Source organism: Pseudomonas sp. LBUM1666, from assembly GCF_059695775.1.
Window position 1 is genome coordinate 342,326 of the sequence record NZ_CP166789.1, and the last position, 19,881, is coordinate 362,206.

General features: G+C 60.3%; 14 protein-coding genes. 11 read left to right on the forward strand and 3 right to left on the reverse strand.

Translation table 11 applies throughout. The features are described from left to right. Positions 1-29: 29 nt before the first annotated feature. On the reverse strand, positions 30-470 hold the full coding sequence (locus ACA056_RS01575; RefSeq protein WP_102136469.1) for a YkgJ family cysteine cluster protein: 441 nt from the start codon (positions 468-470) through the stop codon (positions 30-32). Positions 471-728: 258 nt separating this feature from the next. Here ACA056_RS01575 and ACA056_RS01580 point away from each other — a divergent pair, with 258 nt between their 5' ends. From ACA056_RS01580 to ACA056_RS01600, 5 genes are all read left to right on the forward strand, one after another. Beyond that, positions 729-3,179, forward strand: a complete 2,451-nt coding sequence (locus ACA056_RS01580; RefSeq protein WP_497269997.1) for a glycogen/starch/alpha-glucan phosphorylase — start codon at positions 729-731, stop codon at positions 3,177-3,179. A 102-nt stretch (positions 3,180-3,281) separates the two neighbouring features. After that, entirely contained in the window at positions 3,282-6,854 is a 3,573-nt protein-coding gene (locus ACA056_RS01585) for a DUF2339 domain-containing protein (protein WP_497269999.1), read from the forward strand. Further along, positions 6,851-8,224 carry a DUF3999 domain-containing protein gene (locus ACA056_RS01590; protein WP_497270001.1) on the forward strand — a complete coding sequence of 458 codons (1,374 nt, stop codon included), beginning with the start codon at positions 6,851-6,853 and terminating at the stop codon, positions 8,222-8,224. Before ACA056_RS01585 ends, ACA056_RS01590 begins: the two co-directional genes overlap by 4 nt. Positions 8,225-8,384: 160 nt before the next feature. Beyond that, positions 8,385-9,395 carry a class 1 fructose-bisphosphatase gene (locus ACA056_RS01595; RefSeq protein ID WP_497270003.1) on the forward strand — a complete coding sequence of 337 codons (1,011 nt, stop codon included), beginning with the start codon at positions 8,385-8,387 and terminating at the stop codon, positions 9,393-9,395. Between the two features lie 3 nt (positions 9,396-9,398). After that, positions 9,399-10,001 (forward strand): DUF924 family protein, encoded by a 603-nt coding sequence (locus ACA056_RS01600; RefSeq protein ID WP_497270005.1) that lies wholly within the window; start codon positions 9,399-9,401, stop codon positions 9,999-10,001. Between the two features lie 116 nt (positions 10,002-10,117). On the opposite strand, the gene ACA056_RS01605 is transcribed toward ACA056_RS01600, so the two are convergent. Further along, positions 10,118-12,010 carry a methyl-accepting chemotaxis protein gene (locus tag ACA056_RS01605; RefSeq protein WP_497270007.1) on the reverse strand — a complete coding sequence of 631 codons (1,893 nt, stop codon included), beginning with the start codon at positions 12,008-12,010 and terminating at the stop codon, positions 10,118-10,120. 284 nt (positions 12,011-12,294) lie between these two features. Here ACA056_RS01605 and ACA056_RS01610 point away from each other — a divergent pair, with 284 nt between their 5' ends. After that, the gene (locus tag ACA056_RS01610) at positions 12,295-12,549 is read left to right on the forward strand and encodes a lipoprotein (protein ID WP_046052167.1); all 255 of its coding nucleotides are present in this window, start codon (positions 12,295-12,297) and stop codon (positions 12,547-12,549) included. Between the two features lie 31 nt (positions 12,550-12,580). Beyond that, a complete protein-coding gene (locus ACA056_RS01615; protein ID WP_497270009.1) occupies positions 12,581-13,150 on the forward strand; it encodes a lipocalin family protein in 570 nt (189 codons plus the stop codon). A 121-nt stretch (positions 13,151-13,271) separates the two neighbouring features. Here the strand turns inward: ACA056_RS01615 and ACA056_RS01620 are convergent, their stop codons facing one another. Continuing rightward, a complete protein-coding gene (locus tag ACA056_RS01620; RefSeq protein ID WP_497270011.1) occupies positions 13,272-14,636 on the reverse strand; it encodes a formimidoylglutamate deiminase in 1,365 nt (454 codons plus the stop codon). A 146-nt stretch (positions 14,637-14,782) separates the two neighbouring features. Here ACA056_RS01620 and hutC point away from each other — a divergent pair, with 146 nt between their 5' ends. The 4 genes from hutC (at position 14,783) to ACA056_RS01640 (ending at position 19,875) form a co-directional block, all read left to right on the forward strand. Beyond that, on the forward strand, positions 14,783-15,493 hold the full coding sequence (hutC, locus tag ACA056_RS01625; RefSeq protein WP_177326944.1) for a histidine utilization transcriptional repressor HutC: 711 nt from the start codon (positions 14,783-14,785) through the stop codon (positions 15,491-15,493). Positions 15,494-15,503: 10 nt separating this feature from the next. After that, the gene (locus ACA056_RS01630) at positions 15,504-16,073 is read left to right on the forward strand and encodes a HutD/Ves family protein (RefSeq protein WP_497270013.1); all 570 of its coding nucleotides are present in this window, start codon (positions 15,504-15,506) and stop codon (positions 16,071-16,073) included. A gap of 489 nt (positions 16,074-16,562) precedes the next feature. Continuing rightward, positions 16,563-18,251, forward strand: a complete 1,689-nt coding sequence (gene hutU / locus ACA056_RS01635; protein WP_134419626.1) for a urocanate hydratase — start codon at positions 16,563-16,565, stop codon at positions 18,249-18,251. 151 nt (positions 18,252-18,402) lie between these two features. Continuing rightward, complete coding sequence (locus ACA056_RS01640; RefSeq protein WP_497270015.1) at positions 18,403-19,875, forward strand: purine-cytosine permease family protein; 1,473 nt, start codon at positions 18,403-18,405, stop codon at positions 19,873-19,875. Positions 19,876-19,881 lie beyond the last annotated feature (6 nt).

Below are 19,881 nucleotides of genomic sequence, written 5' to 3' on the forward strand. Positions count from 1 at the left end.
CTAGAGCCTGCCGCTGAACTCAGAGACGATCAGAACTTCTCAAGTGTCCGACGGCTCTCGCTGGTCTCACGCGCCACTTCTTTAGGTTTGTAAGCGCAGTACCCCGGCCGCGGCCCGATTTTCGGGTGGTTGCGGCAAGTATCCGGGCGCTTTTCATAAATAGTGCACAGACGGCTCTTACGATCCAGGTACAGGCAATCGTTGTTGCTCATGCGCTGAAGGGTGAAGATCTCGGACTTCTGGTTGTAACGCTCGACGATCCCTTCCTTCTGCAAACGCTTGGCGATGTTCTTCGCCGGCTCGCCGCGCTCGAATTCATCGACGATGCCGATACGGATCAGATCCTTGATCTTGACCTCGACCGGCAGGGTGCAGCAGCTGGAAACGCACGAACCACACATCGGGGCGGAGTACTTGGCCCAGGTATCGAGGCGATCGATCTCCGCGGCGGCGATCAGGTTGGACTTCATCATCGGTTGTTACCAGCGTGCATCAGGGCGCGCGATCATACCGGGACTGGTGGATTTTTGAACAACCTTTCGCCAGATTTTTTCGTATTCCGCCCAATAACACCTGTAACCCGGCACGGCACCTGCATTCTTTCCGGTGCGCGACAAGGTAATGTCGATCTAACTCGCACTATCAGGAAAAACTGCCGAACCAGAGTTCCAACGGCCTGTCAGACCGTCTAGGCTCAGACAATTCCAAGCTCGCTCGAGGTCCTATCGATGACTCAAGAACCACTTGTTCGCGAAGCAGAGGTGGCCGCATTCCGCGACGCCGTCTTGACCAAACTCACCTACGCGGTGGGCAAAGACCCGGATCACGCCTTCGACCACGACTGGTTCGAAGCCATTGCCCTGGCGGCGCGCGACCACATGGTCGAGCACTGGATGGATCACACCCGGCAGATCTACCGCAAAGGTCAAAAGCGGGTTTATTACCTCTCCCTCGAATTTCTGATCGGCCGTCTGCTCTACGACAGCCTGAGTAACCTTGGCCTGCTGGACGTCGCCCGCGAAGCCCTGACTGAGCTTGGCGTCGACCTTGAACGCATCCGCTTGCTGGAACCTGATGCGGCGCTGGGCAACGGCGGCCTTGGTCGTCTGGCCGCGTGCTTCATGGAAAGCATGTCGACCCTCGGCATTGCCGGCCACGGTTACGGCATTCGTTATGAACACGGCTTGTTCCGCCAGGCCATCGTCGATGGCTGGCAGCAGGAACAGACCGAACACTGGCTGGATTTCGGTAACCCTTGGGAGTTCGAACGACCAGAGGTCGTTTACCCGATCGGCTTTGGCGGCAGCGTCGAAACCGTTACCGACGAAGCGGGCAAGTCCAAGCAAGTCTGGACGCCAGCGGAAACCGTTCGCGCGATTGCGTACGACACACCGGTGGTCGGCTGGCGCGGGGCGAGCGTCAACACGCTGCGCTTGTGGCGTGCCCGGGCGATGGAAGATTTGCACCTGGAACGCTTCAACGCCGGCGACCACTTGGGCGCAGTAGCAGAAGTCGCCCGGGCGGAAAGTATTTCCCGGGTGCTCTACCCGGCGGACAGCACCGAAGCCGGCCAGGAACTGCGCCTGCGTCAGGAGTATTTCTTCGTCGCCGCGTCCTTGCAGGACTTGCTGCGCCGCCATCGCAACATGCACACCTCGGTCCTGACCCTGGGCGATCATGCCGCGATCCAGCTCAACGACACCCACCCTTCGATTGCCGTCGCCGAGCTGATGCGTCAGCTGGTCGACGTTTACGACGTCGCGTGGGATGCGGCGTGGCAAGTCACCGTCGACACGCTGTCCTACACCAACCACACGCTGCTGCCGGAAGCGCTGGAAACCTGGCCGGTCGGTTTGATGGAGCGGATGTTGCCGCGGCACATGCAGATCATTTACTTGATCAACGCCCAGCACATCGATTCGCTGCGGGCCAAGGGTATCCATGACTTCGAGGTGCTGCGCGCGGTGTCGTTGATCGAGGAAGACAACGGTCGCCGCGTGCGCATGGGCAACCTCGCGTTCCTTGGCTCCCACAGCGTCAACGGCGTGTCCGGCCTGCACACGCAGCTGATGCGCAAAACGGTGTTCTCCGAACTGCACAAACTCTACCCGGACCGGATCAACAACAAGACCAACGGCATCACCTTCCGCCGCTGGCTTTACCAGGCCAACCCGGAGCTGACCTCGATGATGGTCGACGCCCTCGGTCCGGATCTGCTGGACAACGCTGAAGAGCGTTTGCTCGAGCTGGAACCGTTCGCCGAGAAAGCCGCGTTCCGCAAGGCGTTCGCCGAGCAGCGCCTGCACAGCAAAAAAGCCCTGGCGTACATCATTCACGAACGCCTGGGGGTCGCGGTCAACCCGGCAGCGATGTTCGACGTACAAGTCAAACGGATCCACGAATACAAGCGTCAGTTGCTCAACCTGTTGCACACCGTTGCGCTGTATCAGGCGATTCGCGCCGAGCCGGAAATCGATTGGGTGCCGCGGGTGAAGATCTTCGCCGGCAAGGCGGCGGCCAGTTATCACCAGGCCAAGCTGATCATCAAACTGACCAACGACATTGCCCGGGTGGTGAACAACGACCCGACCGTGCGCGGTTTGCTCAAAGTGGTGTTCTTGCCCAACTACAACGTCAGTCTGGCGGAAAGCATCATCCCGGCAGCGGATTTGTCGGAGCAGATTTCCACCGCAGGCTTCGAAGCCTCGGGCACCAGCAACATGAAGTTTGGCCTCAACGGCGCGCTGACCATCGGCACCATGGACGGGGCCAACGTCGAAATGTCTGAACGCATCGGCGTTGAACACATGTTCATCTTCGGCCTCAGCGCTCAGCAGGTTGAAGCGCGCAAGCAGAACCATGAGTTCAATGCGACGCCGGATATCGCCGCATCCCATCGGCTTAATGACGTGTTGCAAGCGATACGCGGCGGAGTGTTCTCGCCGGATGATCCGTCCCGTTACGCAGGATTGATCGATTCGCTGATCGACTACGATCGCTTCCTGGTCTGCGCCGATTTCGACTCTTACTGGGACGCGCAGATGCGGGTTGAAGCCCATTGGCACGATTCTCAAGCATGGTGGCGTTCGGCGGTGTTGAGCACTTCCCGGATGGGCTGGTTCTCCTCCGACCGGACCATTCGCGAGTACGCCACGGATATCTGGAAAGCTTTGGAGTAACTTTTAGCAATAATTGCGAGCAAGGCCCGACGGTTGTTGGGCCTGGCCGATATACTGAGCGTCAGTTTGCCGGATTGGCCACTGCGCTTAGGGATATCGACAATGCAATGGATGTTCATGCTGATTGGGCTGGTGCTGGGCTGGATACTCGACGAGTCGTTCAGCGATGCGCTGCTGGGCGCGCTGCTCGGGTTGGGCATTGCCCAGGCCATTCGCATTGGCCGCTTGGGTTCACAGGCTGACGAACAACGTAAGCTACTTGATCAGGCTCAGATCGCGCTGAATGCGGTGCAGCAACGGCTGTCATTGCTGGAAGTGTCAGGTGTCAAGACGCCGGAAACCCACGAACCCGCGCCGTCTCCTGAATTCACTCTCGACGAAATCCCTGTCGAAGCCCCGGCGCTGATCTGGGAACTCCCTCCCGAACTGGAACCGATTACCGCGGCCGCCGCCGAAAGCAGCCGTCCAGTGCCCGTCGATGCCTGGAAACCCGAACCGGTCGCCCGCGAGCCGCAACAACCCGCCATCCCGCGTGGCCCGAACTTCATCGACCGCGCCATCAGTGGCGCCCGCAACTGGCTGTTCGGCGGCAACACGGTGCTGCGGGTCGGTGTGGTGCTGTTGTTTCTCGGCTTGGCCTTCCTGCTGCGTTACGCCACTGAAGGCATGGTGGTGCCGATCGAGTTGCGTTACGCCGGTGTTGCGGCGTCGGCATTGGGTCTTCTGGGGCTGGGTTGGTGGCTTAGAACACGCAACAGCAATTACGCGTTGATGCTGCAAGGCACCGGGATCGCGGTGTTGTACCTGACCGTGTTTGCCGCGATGCGCCTGCATCCGCTGCTTGATCCCACGGCGGCGTTAGGCCTGCTGGTCGCGGTGACGGTGTTCTCGGCGATCCTCGCCATCACCCAGGATGCCTTGGGCCTGGCTGCCGCTGCAGCGTTGGGCGGTTTTGCCGCGCCGATCCTGACCTCCACCGGCGCCGGCAACCATGTCGCGCTGTTCAGCTACTTCGCCTTGCTCAACGCCGGCATCCTCGCCATCGCCTGGTTCAAGGCTTGGCGGCTGCTTAACCTGATCGGTTTCGTCGGCACCTTCGGCATCGGTTTCGCCTGGGGCTTGCGCTCCTATACCCCGGAACTGTTGTGGAGCACCGAGCCGTTTCTGATTGTGTTTTTCCTGATGTACCTGGCCATCGGTCTGTTGTTCGCGCGGCGCAAGTTGCTGCAAATGAGCGACGCACCCGAGGACGACAGTCGTGAAGCGCTGCTGCACTGGTCGGCGCGCAAGGGCGATTACGTCGACGGCACGATGCTGTTCGGTCCTCCATTGGTGGGCTTCGGTTTGCAGTTCGCGTTGGTCCAGCACTTGGAGTTCGCCGCAGCCTTCAGCGCGTTGGCATTGGGCATGATTTACATGGGCCTGGCGCGGCGGCTGATGGGCGGACGAGCGTTGCTGCTGGCGGAAACCTGCCTGGCGCTGGGGGTGATCTTCGCCAGCCTGGCGATTCCGTTGGGGCTCGATGCACGCTGGACCGCTGCTGCATGGGCCGTCGAAGGCGCCGGCATCTTCTGGCTGGGCCTGCGTCAGCAACGACCGCTGGCCCGAGCCTTTGCCTTGCTGCTGCAACTGGGCTCGGCGCTGGCGTTTATCAGTGAGCTGCGGATCGGTGAAAGCAGCCTGCTCGACGGTGCGCCGCTCGGTGCGTTGATGCTTGGCGTGGCGTTGTTGTTCAGCTTCTACCAGTTGCGCAAAGCCTTGCCTGAACAGGCGTCGGAATGGGAGCGAAAAGGTCTGCCCGTGTTGGCCTGCCTCGGTCTGACCTTCCTCTATCTGCTGGCGCCGTTGTTCTTCTTCACTCACGGCACGGCGATCAGTTGGGCGCTGGCGGGGTTGGCGACGTTGTTCGTTGGTTTGCGTCTGCAATCGCGCACCTTTCTGTTCACCGCATTCGCCGTGCAGTTGCTCGGTGGTGCGTTGTTCCTGCTGCGGCTGCAAGGGGCGAGCGGTGAGTCCGGCGCCGTGTTCAGTGCAGGTTGGAGCGGTCTGCTGAGCGCGTCGTTGATCGGCCTGGCGCTGATCGCTGGCATGTTGCTGGCGGCGCGCGATGAGATGGTCCGTAGCGACGTGCGCTTGCTGCGCGGCTTGTCGGTAGTGCTGCTGGCCGGTCTGGTGTTGATCAATCTGGCGGTGCTGTTCGTCCTGCCTTGGCAAACGGCGAGTGCCGTATGGGCGGCCAGCGGTCTGTTCATTATCTGGCTGAGTCTGTACCTGAAGCAGCGCGTGAGTTTTGTCTTCGGTTTGCTGTTGCAGGTCATCGGCGGCGCGGCGTTCCTGATGGCCGGGCCTGATTTACTCGGACTGCTTGCGAGCGAAGGATTGAAGCCTCTGGCTCATAGCGGTTTCTGGACGCCGCTGGTGTTGGGTTTGGCTGCGATGGTTGGGGCTTGGCGTTTGCAGCTCGGCAACCATGCCTCGGCCTTCGATGTGTTGAGCTTGCAGCGTTTGTCCGAAGTGCTGCTGGTATGGGGCGCAGGTTGGTGGGCGCTGGCGTGGGTGAGTGAAGTACTGCGCTTCGCACCGTTGAATCTGCAAGCGACGTTGTTGCTGGCGGTCGCGGCGCTGAGCGTGGCGCTGTGGACGGTATTGGCGCTGCGCCTGAAATGGTCGTCGCTGGGCTTGCTCTGTACCTTGCTGATGCCTGCTGCCGGTTTGGTGTTGCTGGCTGCGTGGCACTCGCGTTATCACCCGGCGGCCAACGTCGGTTGGCTGGTGTGGGCGGCCGTGTTCGTTGTGCATTTCATCTCCCTGCGGCGTTTGGCGCCGATGTTGCCGGCGCGCGCCCTGAGCACGGCCCATGTGCTCGGTTGCTGGCTGTTGATCGGTGTGCTGGCCCTGGAGCTGCGTTACGGCCTGTTGCTGTTGTCCGAGCAGTACAACGCCTGGCGCTGGTTGGGTTGGGCGATTCTGCCGAGCCTGTATCTGGTGCTGATGGCGGCACCCCGTGCCTGGCCATGGCCGGTGTCGGCTTATTCGCGCGATTACCGTGTGTATGCGGCGGCACCGCTGGCGTTGCTGATGCTCGGCTGGTTCTGGCTGGCTAACGTCGTCAGCGACGGCATCGCCGAACCGTTGCCTTACGTGCCACTGATCAACCCGCTGGAGTTGGGTCTGCTGTTTGCGCTGTTCGGCGTCTACGTGTGGTCCCGCAGCGCCGTGACGCAACTGGCGATTCGCAAGGACTACTTTGATCACGCCACGCAACTGATCGCTGGCGCCTCGCTGTTTGTGTTCTTCACGGCCCTGGTGATGCGTACTGCCCATCATTGGGGCGGTGTGCCGTTCGAGCTGGAGGCGTTGCTCGAATCCATGCTGGTGCAGGCCGGTCTGTCCATCGTCTGGACCTTGATGGCCCTGAGTCTGATGATCGGCGGCCATCTGCGTCATCGCCGAGAAGTCTGGCTGATCGGTGCCGCGCTGATTGGCGTGGTGGTGGCCAAGCTGTTCTTTGTCGAATTGAGTAACCGCGGCGGACTCGCCCGGATCGTGTCGTTTATCGGCGTTGGCGTGTTGCTGTTGGTGGTGGGCTATTTCGCCCCGTTGCCGCCCAAGCGCTTTGATGCTGTGCCGGAGGCTGAAAAACCGGCCCCGCAAACCGAAGGAGTGTCGTCTTGAGTCAGAAGCTGAACCGTGTCTGGTTGGGCGCTGTTGCGTTGGGTGTGGCGCTGTCGGCCAGTGCTCAGGAAAAACTGGCGGACTTCGCCACGCAGGTGCCGTTGTCGGTCAGCGGCGAAGGTCCGTGGTATCGCCTCGAATTGCCGTTGAACGTGCAATTGAATGCGCGGCAAACCGATCTCAGCGATGTACGCGTGTTCAATGCCGCCGGTGAGGCTCAGGCGTATTCCTTGGCGCGCGCGCCGGCGCAGACCAGCGACAACCGCACCCTGACCGACGTGAAATGGTTCCCGCTGTACAACTCGGCGGATTCCACTGAGCACGCACCGAGCGTGCGGGTGCAATCGAGCGCCAATGGCACGCTGGTCGAAGTGCAGCCGTCCAGTCAGCTGGAGGCGGGCGAAGAAATGCTGCGCGGTTGGTTGCTCGACGCCAGCAGCATCAAAGCACCGTTGCAGCAGTTAATTCTCGACTGGACGAGCGAACGCGACGGCTTCCAGCGTTTCACCATCGAGGCCAGCGACGACCTGCAGCATTGGCAGTCATGGGGCGAAGGGCAGGTGGCGCGCCTGACGTTTGCCGACGAGCGGGTTGAGCAACATGAAGTCGCTCTGCCGGGGCAGTCAGCCCGTTATCTGCGATTGCTGTGGAACACGCCGCAATCGGCCCCGACGTTGACTTCGGCACAACTGCAAAGCGCCAAGACCCGCAGCCTGCCGCTACCGCTTGTCTGGTCGCAACCGCTGGCCGGCAGCAGCGTAAAGGCCGGTGAATACACCTGGCAATTACCCATGGGGCTGCATGTCGAGCGCTTGCAGGTCGAGTTGAGTCAGCCCAACAGTTTGGCGCCCGTAACCTTGTCCGGTCGTCGGGAAAGCAGCTTGCCGTGGCAGCCGCTGAGCAGCGGTTTGCTCTATCGCCTGACCCAAAGTGGCCAGGACGTGGTGCAGAACGAATTGCAGCTCTCGGGGCAAACCGTTCAGCAGTTGAAGCTGGCGGTGGACGAGCGCGGCGGCGGTCTGGGTGCCGAGGCACCGACTGTGCGATTCGCCGTGCGCTCCATTCAACTGGTATTCCTGGCGCGCGGGGCGGGGCCTTATACGCTCGCGCTGGGGAGTCCCACGGTGAAGGCGGCAAGCCTGCCGCTGTCGACGTTGATTCCGGATTACAGCGCTGCAAAGTTGGCGACATTGGGCAAGGCTACGGTGGACGGCGGGGCGGTGGCCACGCCAGCGTCGACCGTGACAACGGCTGCGCCGACGGACACAAACTGGAAGAAGTTCGGGTTGTGGGCGGTGTTGCTGCTCAGCGTTTTGTTTCTGGCCGCGATGGCGTTCAGTCTGTTGCGTAAGCCGCCGCTCAAGCCTTGAAACTGGCAGCAACGCCCGGTGCTCATCCGGGCGGTTTCGAACTACGCTCAACCGGGCGCATGAACTCTATTGGGTGTAACACGTCTGATAGGAGGAAATGCGCCCCGACTCGCGTTAAACTGCGCGGGTTTTTAGCCCCCCCATTCCACCGGAGCCTTCCATGTCCCGCGTTACCCTGAGTCGCTATTTGATTGAGCAGACCCGTAGCAACAACACCCCTGCCGATCTGCGTTTCCTGATCGAAGTGGTGGCGCGCGCCTGCAAGGAAATCAGCCACGCCGTGTCCAAAGGCGCCCTCGGTGGTGTTCTGGGCAGCATGGGCACCGAAAACGTCCAAGGCGAAGTGCAGAAGAAGCTCGACGTGATCTCCAACGAGATCCTGCTCGAAGCCAACGAATGGGGCGGTCACCTGGCCGGCATGGCGTCCGAAGAAATGGACAATGCCTACCAGATCCCGGGCAAATACCCGAAAGGCGCGTACTTGCTGGTATTCGACCCACTGGACGGCTCGTCGAACATCGATATCAACGCACCGGTCGGTACTATCTTCTCGGTGCTGCGTTGCCCGAGCGAATACCTGAGCCAGAACGAAGCCTTGAACGAAAAGGCCTTCCTGCAGCCAGGCACCGAGCAGGTAGCCGCCGGTTATGCCATCTACGGCCCGCAGACCATGCTGGTGCTGACCCTGGGTGATGGCGTGAAAGGCTTTACCCTGGACCGTGAAATGGGCAGCTTCGTGCTGACCCATGAAGACATCCAGATCCCGACTTCCACTCAGGAATTCGCGATCAACTCGTCCAATCAGCGTCACTGGGAAGCTCCGGTACAACGCTACGTCGGCGAATTGCTGGCTGGCGAAGAAGGCCCGCTGAAAAAGAACTACAACATGCGCTGGGTCGCCGCGATGGTCGCGGACGTGCACCGCATCCTGACCCGTGGTGGCTTGTTCATGTACCCACGCGACAGCCGCGAGCCGTCCAAGCCGGGCAAGCTGCGTCTGATGTACGAAGCCAATCCGATGTCGTTCCTGGTTGAACAGGCTGGCGGCGCTTCCACCGATGGCCATCAGCGCATCCTCGACATCAAGCCTGACGGCCTGCACCAGCGCGTAGCGGTGTTCCTCGGCTCGAAAGAAGAAGTCGAACGCGTCACGGCTTACCACAAGGAATAAACCATGACCGCGCCCTGGCAGCCGTTGCTCGAATGGTGGTTCGGAACGCTCGAACCCCCCAACGAAATAGCGGCTGACAAGGGCAAGTTATGGTTTGGCAAGCGCGATAGCCAGGACCTCGAAGCGCGCACGCGTTTCGGGGACTGGGTCGAGCAGGCACTGGCCGGCGGATTGACCGAGTGGGCGCAACGCCCCGAAGGTTGGCTGGCCCTGGTGCTGCTGCTCGATCAACTCCCGCGCATGATCTTTCGCGACACTCCCAAATCCTTTTCAGGCGATCTCAGGGCTCAGGCACTGGTGGCGCAAGGCATTGCTGCGGATTTTGATCGGCAGTTGCGGCCGATCCAGCGGGTGTTCATCTACCTGGTGTTTGAGCATTGCGAGAATCTGGCGGTGCAGAACGAAGCGGTTTCGCGGTTTATCGAGCTGGTGGCGCAGCAGCCTGAGGCTGATCGGGCGGTGTTTGCCGATAACCTGGATTATGCCGAGCGGCATCAGAAAGTGATTGCGCGGTTTGGGCGGTTTCCGCATCGCAATGCGGTGTTGGGGCGGGAGTCTACGGCGCAGGAGTTGACGTTTCTTTCTGGGCCTGGGTCTCGGTTTTAGATTTTCCTTGCGGCTGATGCCGTCATCGCCAGCAGGCTGGCTCCCACATTTGGTTTGTGTCGTTCACAATCCCCTGTGGGAGCCAGCCTGCTGGCGATGGGGCCAGTGAAAGCAGCTTAAATCCGGAAGCTGCCGACCAATTGCTTCAACCGCGCCGCCTGCTGCTCAAGGTCTGAACACGCACGCAACGTCGACTGCAAGTTCTCCACACCTTCCTGATTCAGCGTGTTGATCTCGGTGATGTCGACGTTGATCGACTCCACCACAGCCGTTTGCTCTTCTGTCGCAGTGGCCACCGACTGGTTCATCCCGTCGATCTCACCGATCCGCTGAGTCACGCTGCCCAGACGTTCACCAGCCTGGTTGGCGATGCCGACGCTGCTTTCGCTTTGGCGCTGGCTGTCGGTCATGGTGATCACGGCTTCCCGGGCGCCGACTTGCAGTTCCTCGATCATCTTCTGCACTTGTTGCGCCGAATCCTGAGTACGGTGCGCGAGGTTACGCACCTCGTCCGCTACCACGGCAAAACCGCGACCGGCTTCACCGGCACGGGCCGCTTCGATGGCGGCGTTGAGTGCCAGCAGGTTGGTCTGCTGGGAGATGCTGGTGATCACTTCCAGAATCTGCCCGATGTTTACGGTGTTGCTGTTGAGCGTTTCGATGTTGCCGCACGAATCGCTGATCTTCGCCGAGAGCTGCTGCATCGCCGCGATGGTTTTATCGACGACTTGCTGGCCGTCCTCGGCCAATGCGCGAGCATCGCTCGAATGCTGAGAGGCGAGGGCGGCGTTCTGGGCGATTTCCTGGGCGGCGGCACCCAGTTCGTTGATGGCGGCGGCGACGCTGCTGGTGCGCGAGGCTTGCTGGTCGGAGTTGAACATCGACGAGTTCGACGCAGCAACCACACGCAAGGCGACTTCGTTGACCTGGCCGGTGGCCGAGGACACTTCGCGAATCGAGGTGTGAATACGCTCCACAAAACGGTTGAACGAGGTGCCCAGCGCACCGAATTCGTCCTGGCCGTGAATGGTCAGGCGTTTGGTCAAGTCACCTTCGCCTTCGGCGATGTCATGCATGGCGCGGCCCATGGTCAACAGCGGCTGCATCAGGAAGCTGATCAACATGCCCAGAAACGCGATGATGATCACCACGGCAATGACCATGGCGATGATCGCCGAGGTGCGGAATTCGCTGAGCATCGAGAACGCGGTGTCCTGATCCAGCACCAGCGCGACGTACCAGTCTGCCGAGGGCACACCGTTGACGTGGGTAAAGGAGATGAATTGAGTCTTGCCGTCGAGTTCGACTTCTTTCATGCCCGGGCTGACTTTCGGCGCGCCGTTCGGGTAGGCGTCGGTCAGGCTCTTGAGCACCAGTTTGCTGTCCGGGTGGATCAGGATCTTGCCGTCGGCGCTGACGATAAACGCATGGCCATGGCCGCCGAAGTTCAGCGAGTTGATGATCGCGCTGACGCTGGACAGGTCAATGTCTGCGCCAGCGACGCCGATCATTTGATTCTGATGTTTCACCGGCGTGGCAACGGTGATCACCAGTTTACCCGACGACGCGGCGATATAAGGTTCGGTGACGATGGTCTGTTGCGCACCGTTGGCCGCCTTGTACCAGCCACGGGCACGGGGGTCGTAATCCGCGGCACGATTGCCGGCCGGGACCGAGAACATCACGCCGTCGGTGCCACCGAAGTAGCTCAGCTGAAAATTACTGGTGTAGGCCGGCAGGTCGATGGCGCGCTTGAGGTTGGCCAGGGCGCTGCCGTCCACGGCGATCTGCTGGGACAGCGATTGCAGCAACTGAATGCGGCTTTCCAGCCAGGTCTGGATGTTGCTGGTGGTCAGGCTGCCGAGTTCCTGCATCGAGGATTCGGTACTGCTGCGCAGGGTTTGCCGCTGGCGGTAGTCGTTGAAGAGGATGAAACAAGCGAATGCAACGGCCACCACGAGGGCGGCAGCCAACAAGATCTTGTGGCTGAACTTCATGTTTTTGGTCATTAAATGAGCTACCGCGGAGAGGCTGGTCAACAAAGGGGCGTCAATTTGCCACAGTCGTGGGCTTTGCGCTGCTTTTATGTCGACTGACCGGCGCCAAAGATTAGGCGGCTTTTTGCGAAAATCGACGAAATACTCAATAGAGAAAGAAAGTGGCTGATTTTTCGAAAAAAGGTAGACGAGCGGCCTAATAAATAGCCAGTCGATCAGGGAACCAGAAAGGGGTTTTCTCTTCTAAGCTTCTGCTTGGCAGCCATGCCATTCCCCTTCGTCCCAGGAGCTACACAATGTCGCTGCGTTCTATCGCCCTGCTTTCGTTCTGCGTGTTGTTGGCCGCGTGCAGCAAGGTTAATCAGGAAAATTACTCGAAGCTGTCGTCAGGCATGCCCAAGGCCGAAGTAGAAACCTTGCTGGGCAAACCCGCCGATTGCTCGGGCGCGCTCGGCATGTCCAGTTGCACCTGGGGCGACAAGAACAGCTTTATCAGCGTGCAGTACGCCGGTGACAAAGTGCTGATGTTTTCCGGCCAAGGCCTGAAGTAATCCGGGGTTATACGCCCACGGGAGAAAAACAATGAAGCGGTTACTGATAGTCCTTTTAGCCGGCCTGGTATTGGCCGGCTGCGCCACGTCTGGCGTAGATCCGTTGGCACCGAAAACCGCCAATAGCGTCAATCTCAAGAAGTACCAAGGGACCTGGTACGAGTTGGCTCGTCTGCCGATGTATTTCCAGCGCAACTGCGCGCAATCCGAAGCCCATTACACGCTCAAGCCTGACGGCAAGGTGTTGGTGCTCAATCGCTGCCTGACGGCAGACTGGCAATGGGAAGAGGCCAAAGGCGTGGCCTGGCCACAGGAGCCGGGCAAAACCGACAAGCTGTGGGTCGAGTTTGATACCTGGTTTTCGCGGCTGATACCGGGTGTGGCGAAGGGAGAGTACTGGGTGTTGTACGTCAGCGATGACTACAAGACCGCCATTGTTGGCGATCCAAGCCGCAAGCATCTGTGGCTGCTGTCCCGGACCCCGACGGTCAATGGCGTAGCGCGTGAAGAACTGCTGAGCAAGGCACGTCAGCAGGGTTACGACACTACGCGGCTGATCTGGCGCGCGACAGACACGCAGATGGCCAAGACCTCGAACTAACGGCTAGCGAAAAACAAATGTGGGAGCGGGCTTGCTCGCGAAGGCGGCTTAACAGTCAACGAATATGTTGAATGTGATGGCCTCTTCGCGAGCAAGCCCGCTCCCACATTTTTGTTTGGTGTCAGCCCAGCAGATCGCGCAGGACCTGGGTGAACGCGCGGTTACTTTCTTCTTCGCCGGCATGACGCCCGTCACGCACGACCCACTGGCCATTCACCAGCACATCCCGCACCTGGCGATCACCACCGGCAAACAGCCAACGATTCAGAATCCCGTCGCCACTGGCCGTCGCCAGGTACGGATCGTTGCCATCCAGCACCAGCCAATCCGCACGTTTGCCAACTTCTAGCGCACCAATCGACTGACCCAGCGCCTGAGCGCCACCATCCAGTGCCGCGTCGTACAGCGTGCGGCCAACCATCGGCTGATCCGCGCCATACAAACGATTACGTCGTTGGTCGCGCAGACGCTGGCCGTATTCCAGCCAACGCAATTCTTCCACCACGCTCAATGACACATGGCTGTCGGAACCGATGCCCATGCGCCCGCCCTGAGCGAGGAAATCCACCGCCGGGAAGATCCCGTCGCCGAGGTTGGCTTCGGTCGTCAGGCACAAGCCGGCGATGGCGCGACTCTTGGCCATCAGCGTGACTTCTTCCGGGTTGGCGTGAGTCGCGTGAACCAGGCACCAGCGCTGATCGACCTCGGTGTTTTCGTACAGCCATTGCAGCGGACGGCGGCCGCTCCAGCTCAGGCAGTCATCGACTTCCTTCTGCTGCTCGGCGATGTGAATGTGCACCGGGCACTGCTTGTCGCTGGCGGCCAGCACTTCGCTGATTTGCTGCGGTGTTACCGCGCGCAACGAGTGGAAACACAAACCCAGCGACTGCGCGGGTTGCTGCGCCAGGATCGGCTGCAAGCGCGACTGAAGCTTGAGGTAGTTTTCGGTGCTGTTGATAAAGCGGCGCTGGCCTTCGTTCGGGGCCTGGCCGCCGAAACCGGAATGGCTATAGAGCACCGGCAGCAGGGTCAGGCCGATCCCGGCGGAACTGGCGGCCTGGCTGATACGCAGCGCCAGTTCGGCCGGGTCCGCGTAAGGCTGGCCATTGGTGTCGTGGTGTACGTAATGAAATTCCGCGACCGAGGTGTAACCGGCCTTGAGCATTTCGATGTACAGCTGACGGGCGATGACGCCGAGTTGATCCGGGCTGATTTTTCCGACGAGGCGATACATCAAATCGCGCCAGGTCCAGAAACTGTCATTCGGATTACCCGCCACTTCCGCCAGCCCGGCCATGGCCCGCTGGAAGGCGTGGGAGTGTAAATTCGGCATACCCGGCAGCAGCGGACCGCTTAGCCGTTCGGCGCCATCTGCGTTGGAATCGGCCTGGATATGGGTCAACACGCCATCGGCGCTGACCTCAAGACGTACATTGTTGGCCCATCCACTAGGCAGCAGCGCGCGTTCGGCAAAGAAGGCGGACATGGTTCGGCACCCCATCGTGTGTTATTTGTATATACATATACAGACGTTTGCCTGCTCGGTAAACTCCGGCAAGCTAGCAACTTCAACCAAACGACCAAGGATTAACCGTGCCGACTCCGCCTGCAGTCTCTCCGTTGGCCGCACACATGGGCGACAGTCCGGCGCCCTTGTACGCCCGCGTCAAACAGATGATCACCCAGCAAATCGACAGTGGAAACTGGCCGCCGCACTACCGCGTTCCGTCGGAAAGCGAGCTGGTCAACCAGCTGGGTTTCAGCCGCATGACCATCAACCGCGCCCTGCGCGAAATGACCGCCGACGGTCTGCTGGTGCGCATGCAGGGTGTCGGCACGTTCGTCGCCGAGCCGAAAAGTCAGTCCGCGCTGTTTGAAGTCCACAACATCGCCGACGAAATCGCCTCCCGTGGCCATCGCCACACCTGCAAGGTCATCACCCTCGAAGAAGAGGCCGCAGGTTCCGAGCGGGCACTGGCGCTGGACATGCGTGAAGGCCAGAAAGTCTTTCACTCGCTGATCGTGCATTTCGAAAATGATATCCCGGTGCAAATCGAAGACCGTTTCGTCAACGCACTCGTGGCGCCGGACTACCTCAAGCAGGACTTCACCCTGCAAACGCCATACGCCTATCTGAACCAGGTCGCGCCTCTGACGGAAGGCGAGCACGTGGTCGAGGCGATTCTGGCCGAGGCCAGCGAGTGCAAGTTGCTGCAGATTGAAAAGGGCGAGCCGTGCCTGCTGATTCGTCGCCGCACCTGGTCCGGCCGTCAGCCGGTGACCGCCGCCCGTTTGATCCACCCCGGTTCCCGTCATCGTCTGGAAGGGCGGTTCCATAAATAGAGAGCCATAAATGAGTCAGTTCAAGGTTCTACGCGCAAAAGATTACCCGCGCATGCCGTGGAAAAACGGCGGCGGCAGCACTGAAGAAATCACCCGTGATGGAGGTGCCAGCCTTGAGGGTTTCGGCTGGCGTCTGTCGATTGCCGACATCGGCGAGTCGGGCGGCTTCTCGACATTCGCCGGCTATGAGCGGGTGATCACCGTATTGCAAGGCGACGGCATGACCTTGCGGGTTGATGGTCAGGACACGCGGCCATTGTTACCGCTGGACCCATTTGCTTTCAGCGGCGAGAGCCAGGTCTCCTGCACATTGCTCGGTGGGCCGATCCGCGACTTCAACCTGATTTATGCACCGCAGCGTTATAGCGCGCGGTTGCAGTGGCTGGACGGCGAGCAGCGGTTTTTCAGCTCGGCAGGCACCGTGCTCGTATTTAGTGTCACCGACGAGCTTGAAGTGAAGGTCGGTAACAGTGCCTCGCAACTCGGTCGCCATGATTGCCTACAACTCGACGGTAACGCCGGTTTGCTGGAAGTCGCCAGCAATGGCCCGTGCTGTGTGATCGAACTGATCGCACGCTGATCCAACTGTTCAGGAAGCCTCTGTGGCGAGGGGGCTTGCCCCCGTTGGGTGGCGAAGCCGCCCCGATGACTGCATCCAATTTTGCGGCTGCTGCGCAGCCGAACGGGGGCAAGCCCCCTCGCCACAAAAAGCGGTTCTCTCCCGTTTCCGTAAGCGCACCAACTTGTTACCGAACGCCCCAGCGTGGCGCAAAACCCCGCTCAAGTAACAGCTGTAACCCTCCTCGCAAAATCCCCCCGAAAAATTTCATCTTTGCCAGAACCCTTGATCCAGGCGCTTTCCAGCCCTTTCAAAACTTTTCTTGAACACTCATCCAGCAAGTTGGCCGCTTGATTGCATATGCTTGTATGTACAAGTAAAGACGTATGCGTATGAGTCGATCGAGACTCCTCGCAACGTCCACTGATTCGCTTGTGTCGCTTTGACGCGCACAGGCTGGCTTACCCACCGCCAGGGTTGGTTTGGATTGATCGCTGAGGAGTCTTTTTCGTGACTGACAATACCCAGAAACCTACAAAGTATCGTGACGTTGAAATCCGCGCTGCCCGCGGTAACAAACTGACTGCCAAGAGCTGGCTGACTGAAGCGCCGCTGCGCATGTTGATGAACAACCTCGACCCGGAAGTCGCCGAGAACCCTAAAGAACTGGTGGTTTACGGTGGTATCGGTCGTGCGGCGCGTAACTGGGAATGCTACGACAAGATCGTCGAAAGCCTGACCAACCTGAATGACGACGAGACCCTGCTGGTGCAATCCGGCAAGCCGGTCGGCGTGTTCAAGACCCACAGCAATGCCCCGCGCGTACTGATCGCCAACTCCAACCTGGTGCCACACTGGGCGAGCTGGGAACACTTCAACGAACTGGACGCCAAAGGCCTGGCCATGTACGGCCAGATGACCGCCGGCAGCTGGATCTACATCGGTAGCCAGGGCATCGTTCAAGGCACCTACGAAACCTTCGTCGAAGCCGGTCGTCAGCACTACAACGATGACCTGAAAGGTCGTTGGGTCCTGACCGCAGGCCTCGGCGGCATGGGCGGCGCTCAACCTCTGGCCGCCACCCTGGCCGGCGCTTGCTCGCTGAACATCGAATGCCAACAAGTCAGCATCGATTTCCGTTTGAACAGCCGTTACGTCGATGAGCAAGCCACCGACCTCGACGACGCTCTGGCACGTATCGCCAAATACACCAAGGAAGGCAAAGCGATTTCCATCGCTCTGCTGGGTAACGCGGCGGAAATCCTGCCGGAACTGGTCAAGCGCGGCGTGCGCCCGGACATGGTCACCGACCAGACCAGCGCCCACGACCCGCTCAACGGTTACCTGCCAGCCGGCTGGACCTGGGAAGAGTACCGCGCTCGCGCCAAGACCGAGCCTGCTGCCGTGGTCAAAGCCGCCAAGCAATCGATGGCCGTGCACGTTAAAGCGATGCTCGAATTCCAGAAGATGGGCATTCCGACCTTCGACTACGGCAACAATATCCGTCAGATGGCCCAGGAAGAAGGCGTGGAAAACGCATTCGACTTCCCTGGCTTCGTACCGGCTTACATCCGTCCGCTGTTCTGCCGCGGTATCGGTCCGTTCCGTTGGGCTGCACTGTCGGGCGATCCGCAAGACATCTACAAAACCGACGCCAAGGTCAAAGAACTGATCCCGGACGACGCCCACCTGCACAACTGGCTGGACATGGCGCGCGAGCGCATCAGCTTCCAGGGGCTGCCGGCACGTATCTGCTGGGTCGGCCTGGGCCTGCGCGCCAAGCTCGGTCTGGCATTCAACGAAATGGTTCGCAGCGGCGAGTTGTCCGCGCCCATCGTGATCGGTCGCGACCACCTGGACTCCGGTTCGGTAGCCAGCCCGAACCGCGAAACCGAATCGATGCAGGACGGTTCCGATGCCGTGTCCGACTGGCCACTGCTCAACGCTCTGCTCAACACCGCGAGCGGCGCGACCTGGGTTTCCCTGCACCACGGCGGCGGCGTCGGCATGGGCTTCTCCCAGCACTCGGGCATGGTGATTGTCTGCGACGGTACTGACGAAGCGGCCGAGCGTATCGCTCGCGTCCTACACAACGACCCGGCGACTGGTGTCATGCGTCACGCCGATGCGGGTTACCAGATCGCCATCGACTGCGCCAAGGAACAAGGGCTGAACCTGCCGATGATCACCGGCAAGTAATGCTTGCCCTGTAGGAGCGAGCCTGCTCGCGATGAGGGCGGCATGTTCAGCACCTTTGCTGACTGACACACCGCCATCGCGAGCAGGCTCACTCCTACAAAAAGCCAACACAACAACCGGTATACCTAAAACAATCCACAGAGGTTGAATCATGGCTGTTAACAGCGATCGTGCAGGCAGTAAACCGTTGATCGAGACACGTTCGATCGACTACATCCCGGAAGCGGAGAGACACGGTCGTCTGTTGAGCCAGTTCACCCTGTGGATGGGTGCCAACCTGCAAATCACCGCGATTGTCACCGGGGCCCTGGCTGTGGTGCTGGGCGGTGACGTGTTCTGGTCGTTGATCGGTCTGCTAATCGGTCAACTGCTCGGCGGTGGCGTAATGGCGCTGCATGCCGCGCAAGGGCCCAAGCTTGGCCTGCCGCAGATGATCTCCAGCCGGGTACAGTTCGGCGTGTATGGCGCGGCCATCCCGATCGTGCTGGTGTGTCTGATGTACCTCGGTTTCACCGCCACCGGCACCGTACTGTCCGGCCAGGCGCTGGGTCAGTTGTTCGGGGTCAGTGACACCATCGGTATCCTCGTTTTCGCCAGTGTCATCGTGCTGGTCACGGTGCTCGGTTATCGGGTTATCCATTGGATAGGCCGTGTTGCCAGTGTCATTGGTGTGATTGCCTTTGTTTATCTGTTCAGCCGTCTGATCAGTCAGGTTGACGTTGGCGCACTTCTGCAAATCCGTCACTTCAGCTGGAGCAGCTTCCTGCTCGCGGTGTCGCTCGCGGCGTCCTGGCAGATCGCCTTCGGCCCTTACGTGGCGGACTATTCACGCTACCTGCCGAGCAAGATTTCCTCGGTGAAAACCTTTTTTGCCGCAGGCGCAGGTTCGGTCATTGGCGCCCAGGTGGCGATGGTCCTTGGCGTGTTTGCTGCCGCTTCGGCCAACGGGCAATTCGCCGGCCATGAAGTGGCCTACATCGTGGGTCTGGGTGGAACCGGTGCAACCGCTGCGCTGCTGTACTTCAGCATTGCATTCGGCAAGGTCACCATCTCCACGCTCAACTCCTACGGCAGCTTCATGTGCATTGCGACCATCATCAGCGGCTTCCGTGGTGAACTGAAGGTCTCGCGCTTGCAGCGTCTGGTCTTCGTGCTGGTCATCGTCGGTGCTGCGACCCTGATGGCGTTGCTCGGTCAGCACTCGTTCCTCGGTGCGTTCAAGTCCTTCATCCTGTTCCTGCTGGCGTTCTTCACGCCATGGAGCGCGATCAACCTGGTGGACTACTACTGCATCACCCGCGAACGCTATGACGTGCCGGCGCTGGCTGATCCGAACGGTCGCTACGGTCGTTGGAACGCCCTCGGGATCAGCGTCTATGTCTTCGGTGTACTGGTGCAGCTGCCGTTCATCGCCACCAAGTTCTATACCGGCCCGCTGGTAGACGCCCTGGGTGGTGTGGATATTTCCTGGATCATCGGTCTGGTGCTTCCCGCAGCCCTGTATTACGTGTGCGCAAAAAAATGGCACGGCTCGGTACCCGATCACCTGATTCTGCCGGTTGAGCAGGACAGCGTTGTAGAACAAAAAACAAGTGGGGCTGGTCGCGCTGCGGCGCAGGCCTGATTGGAT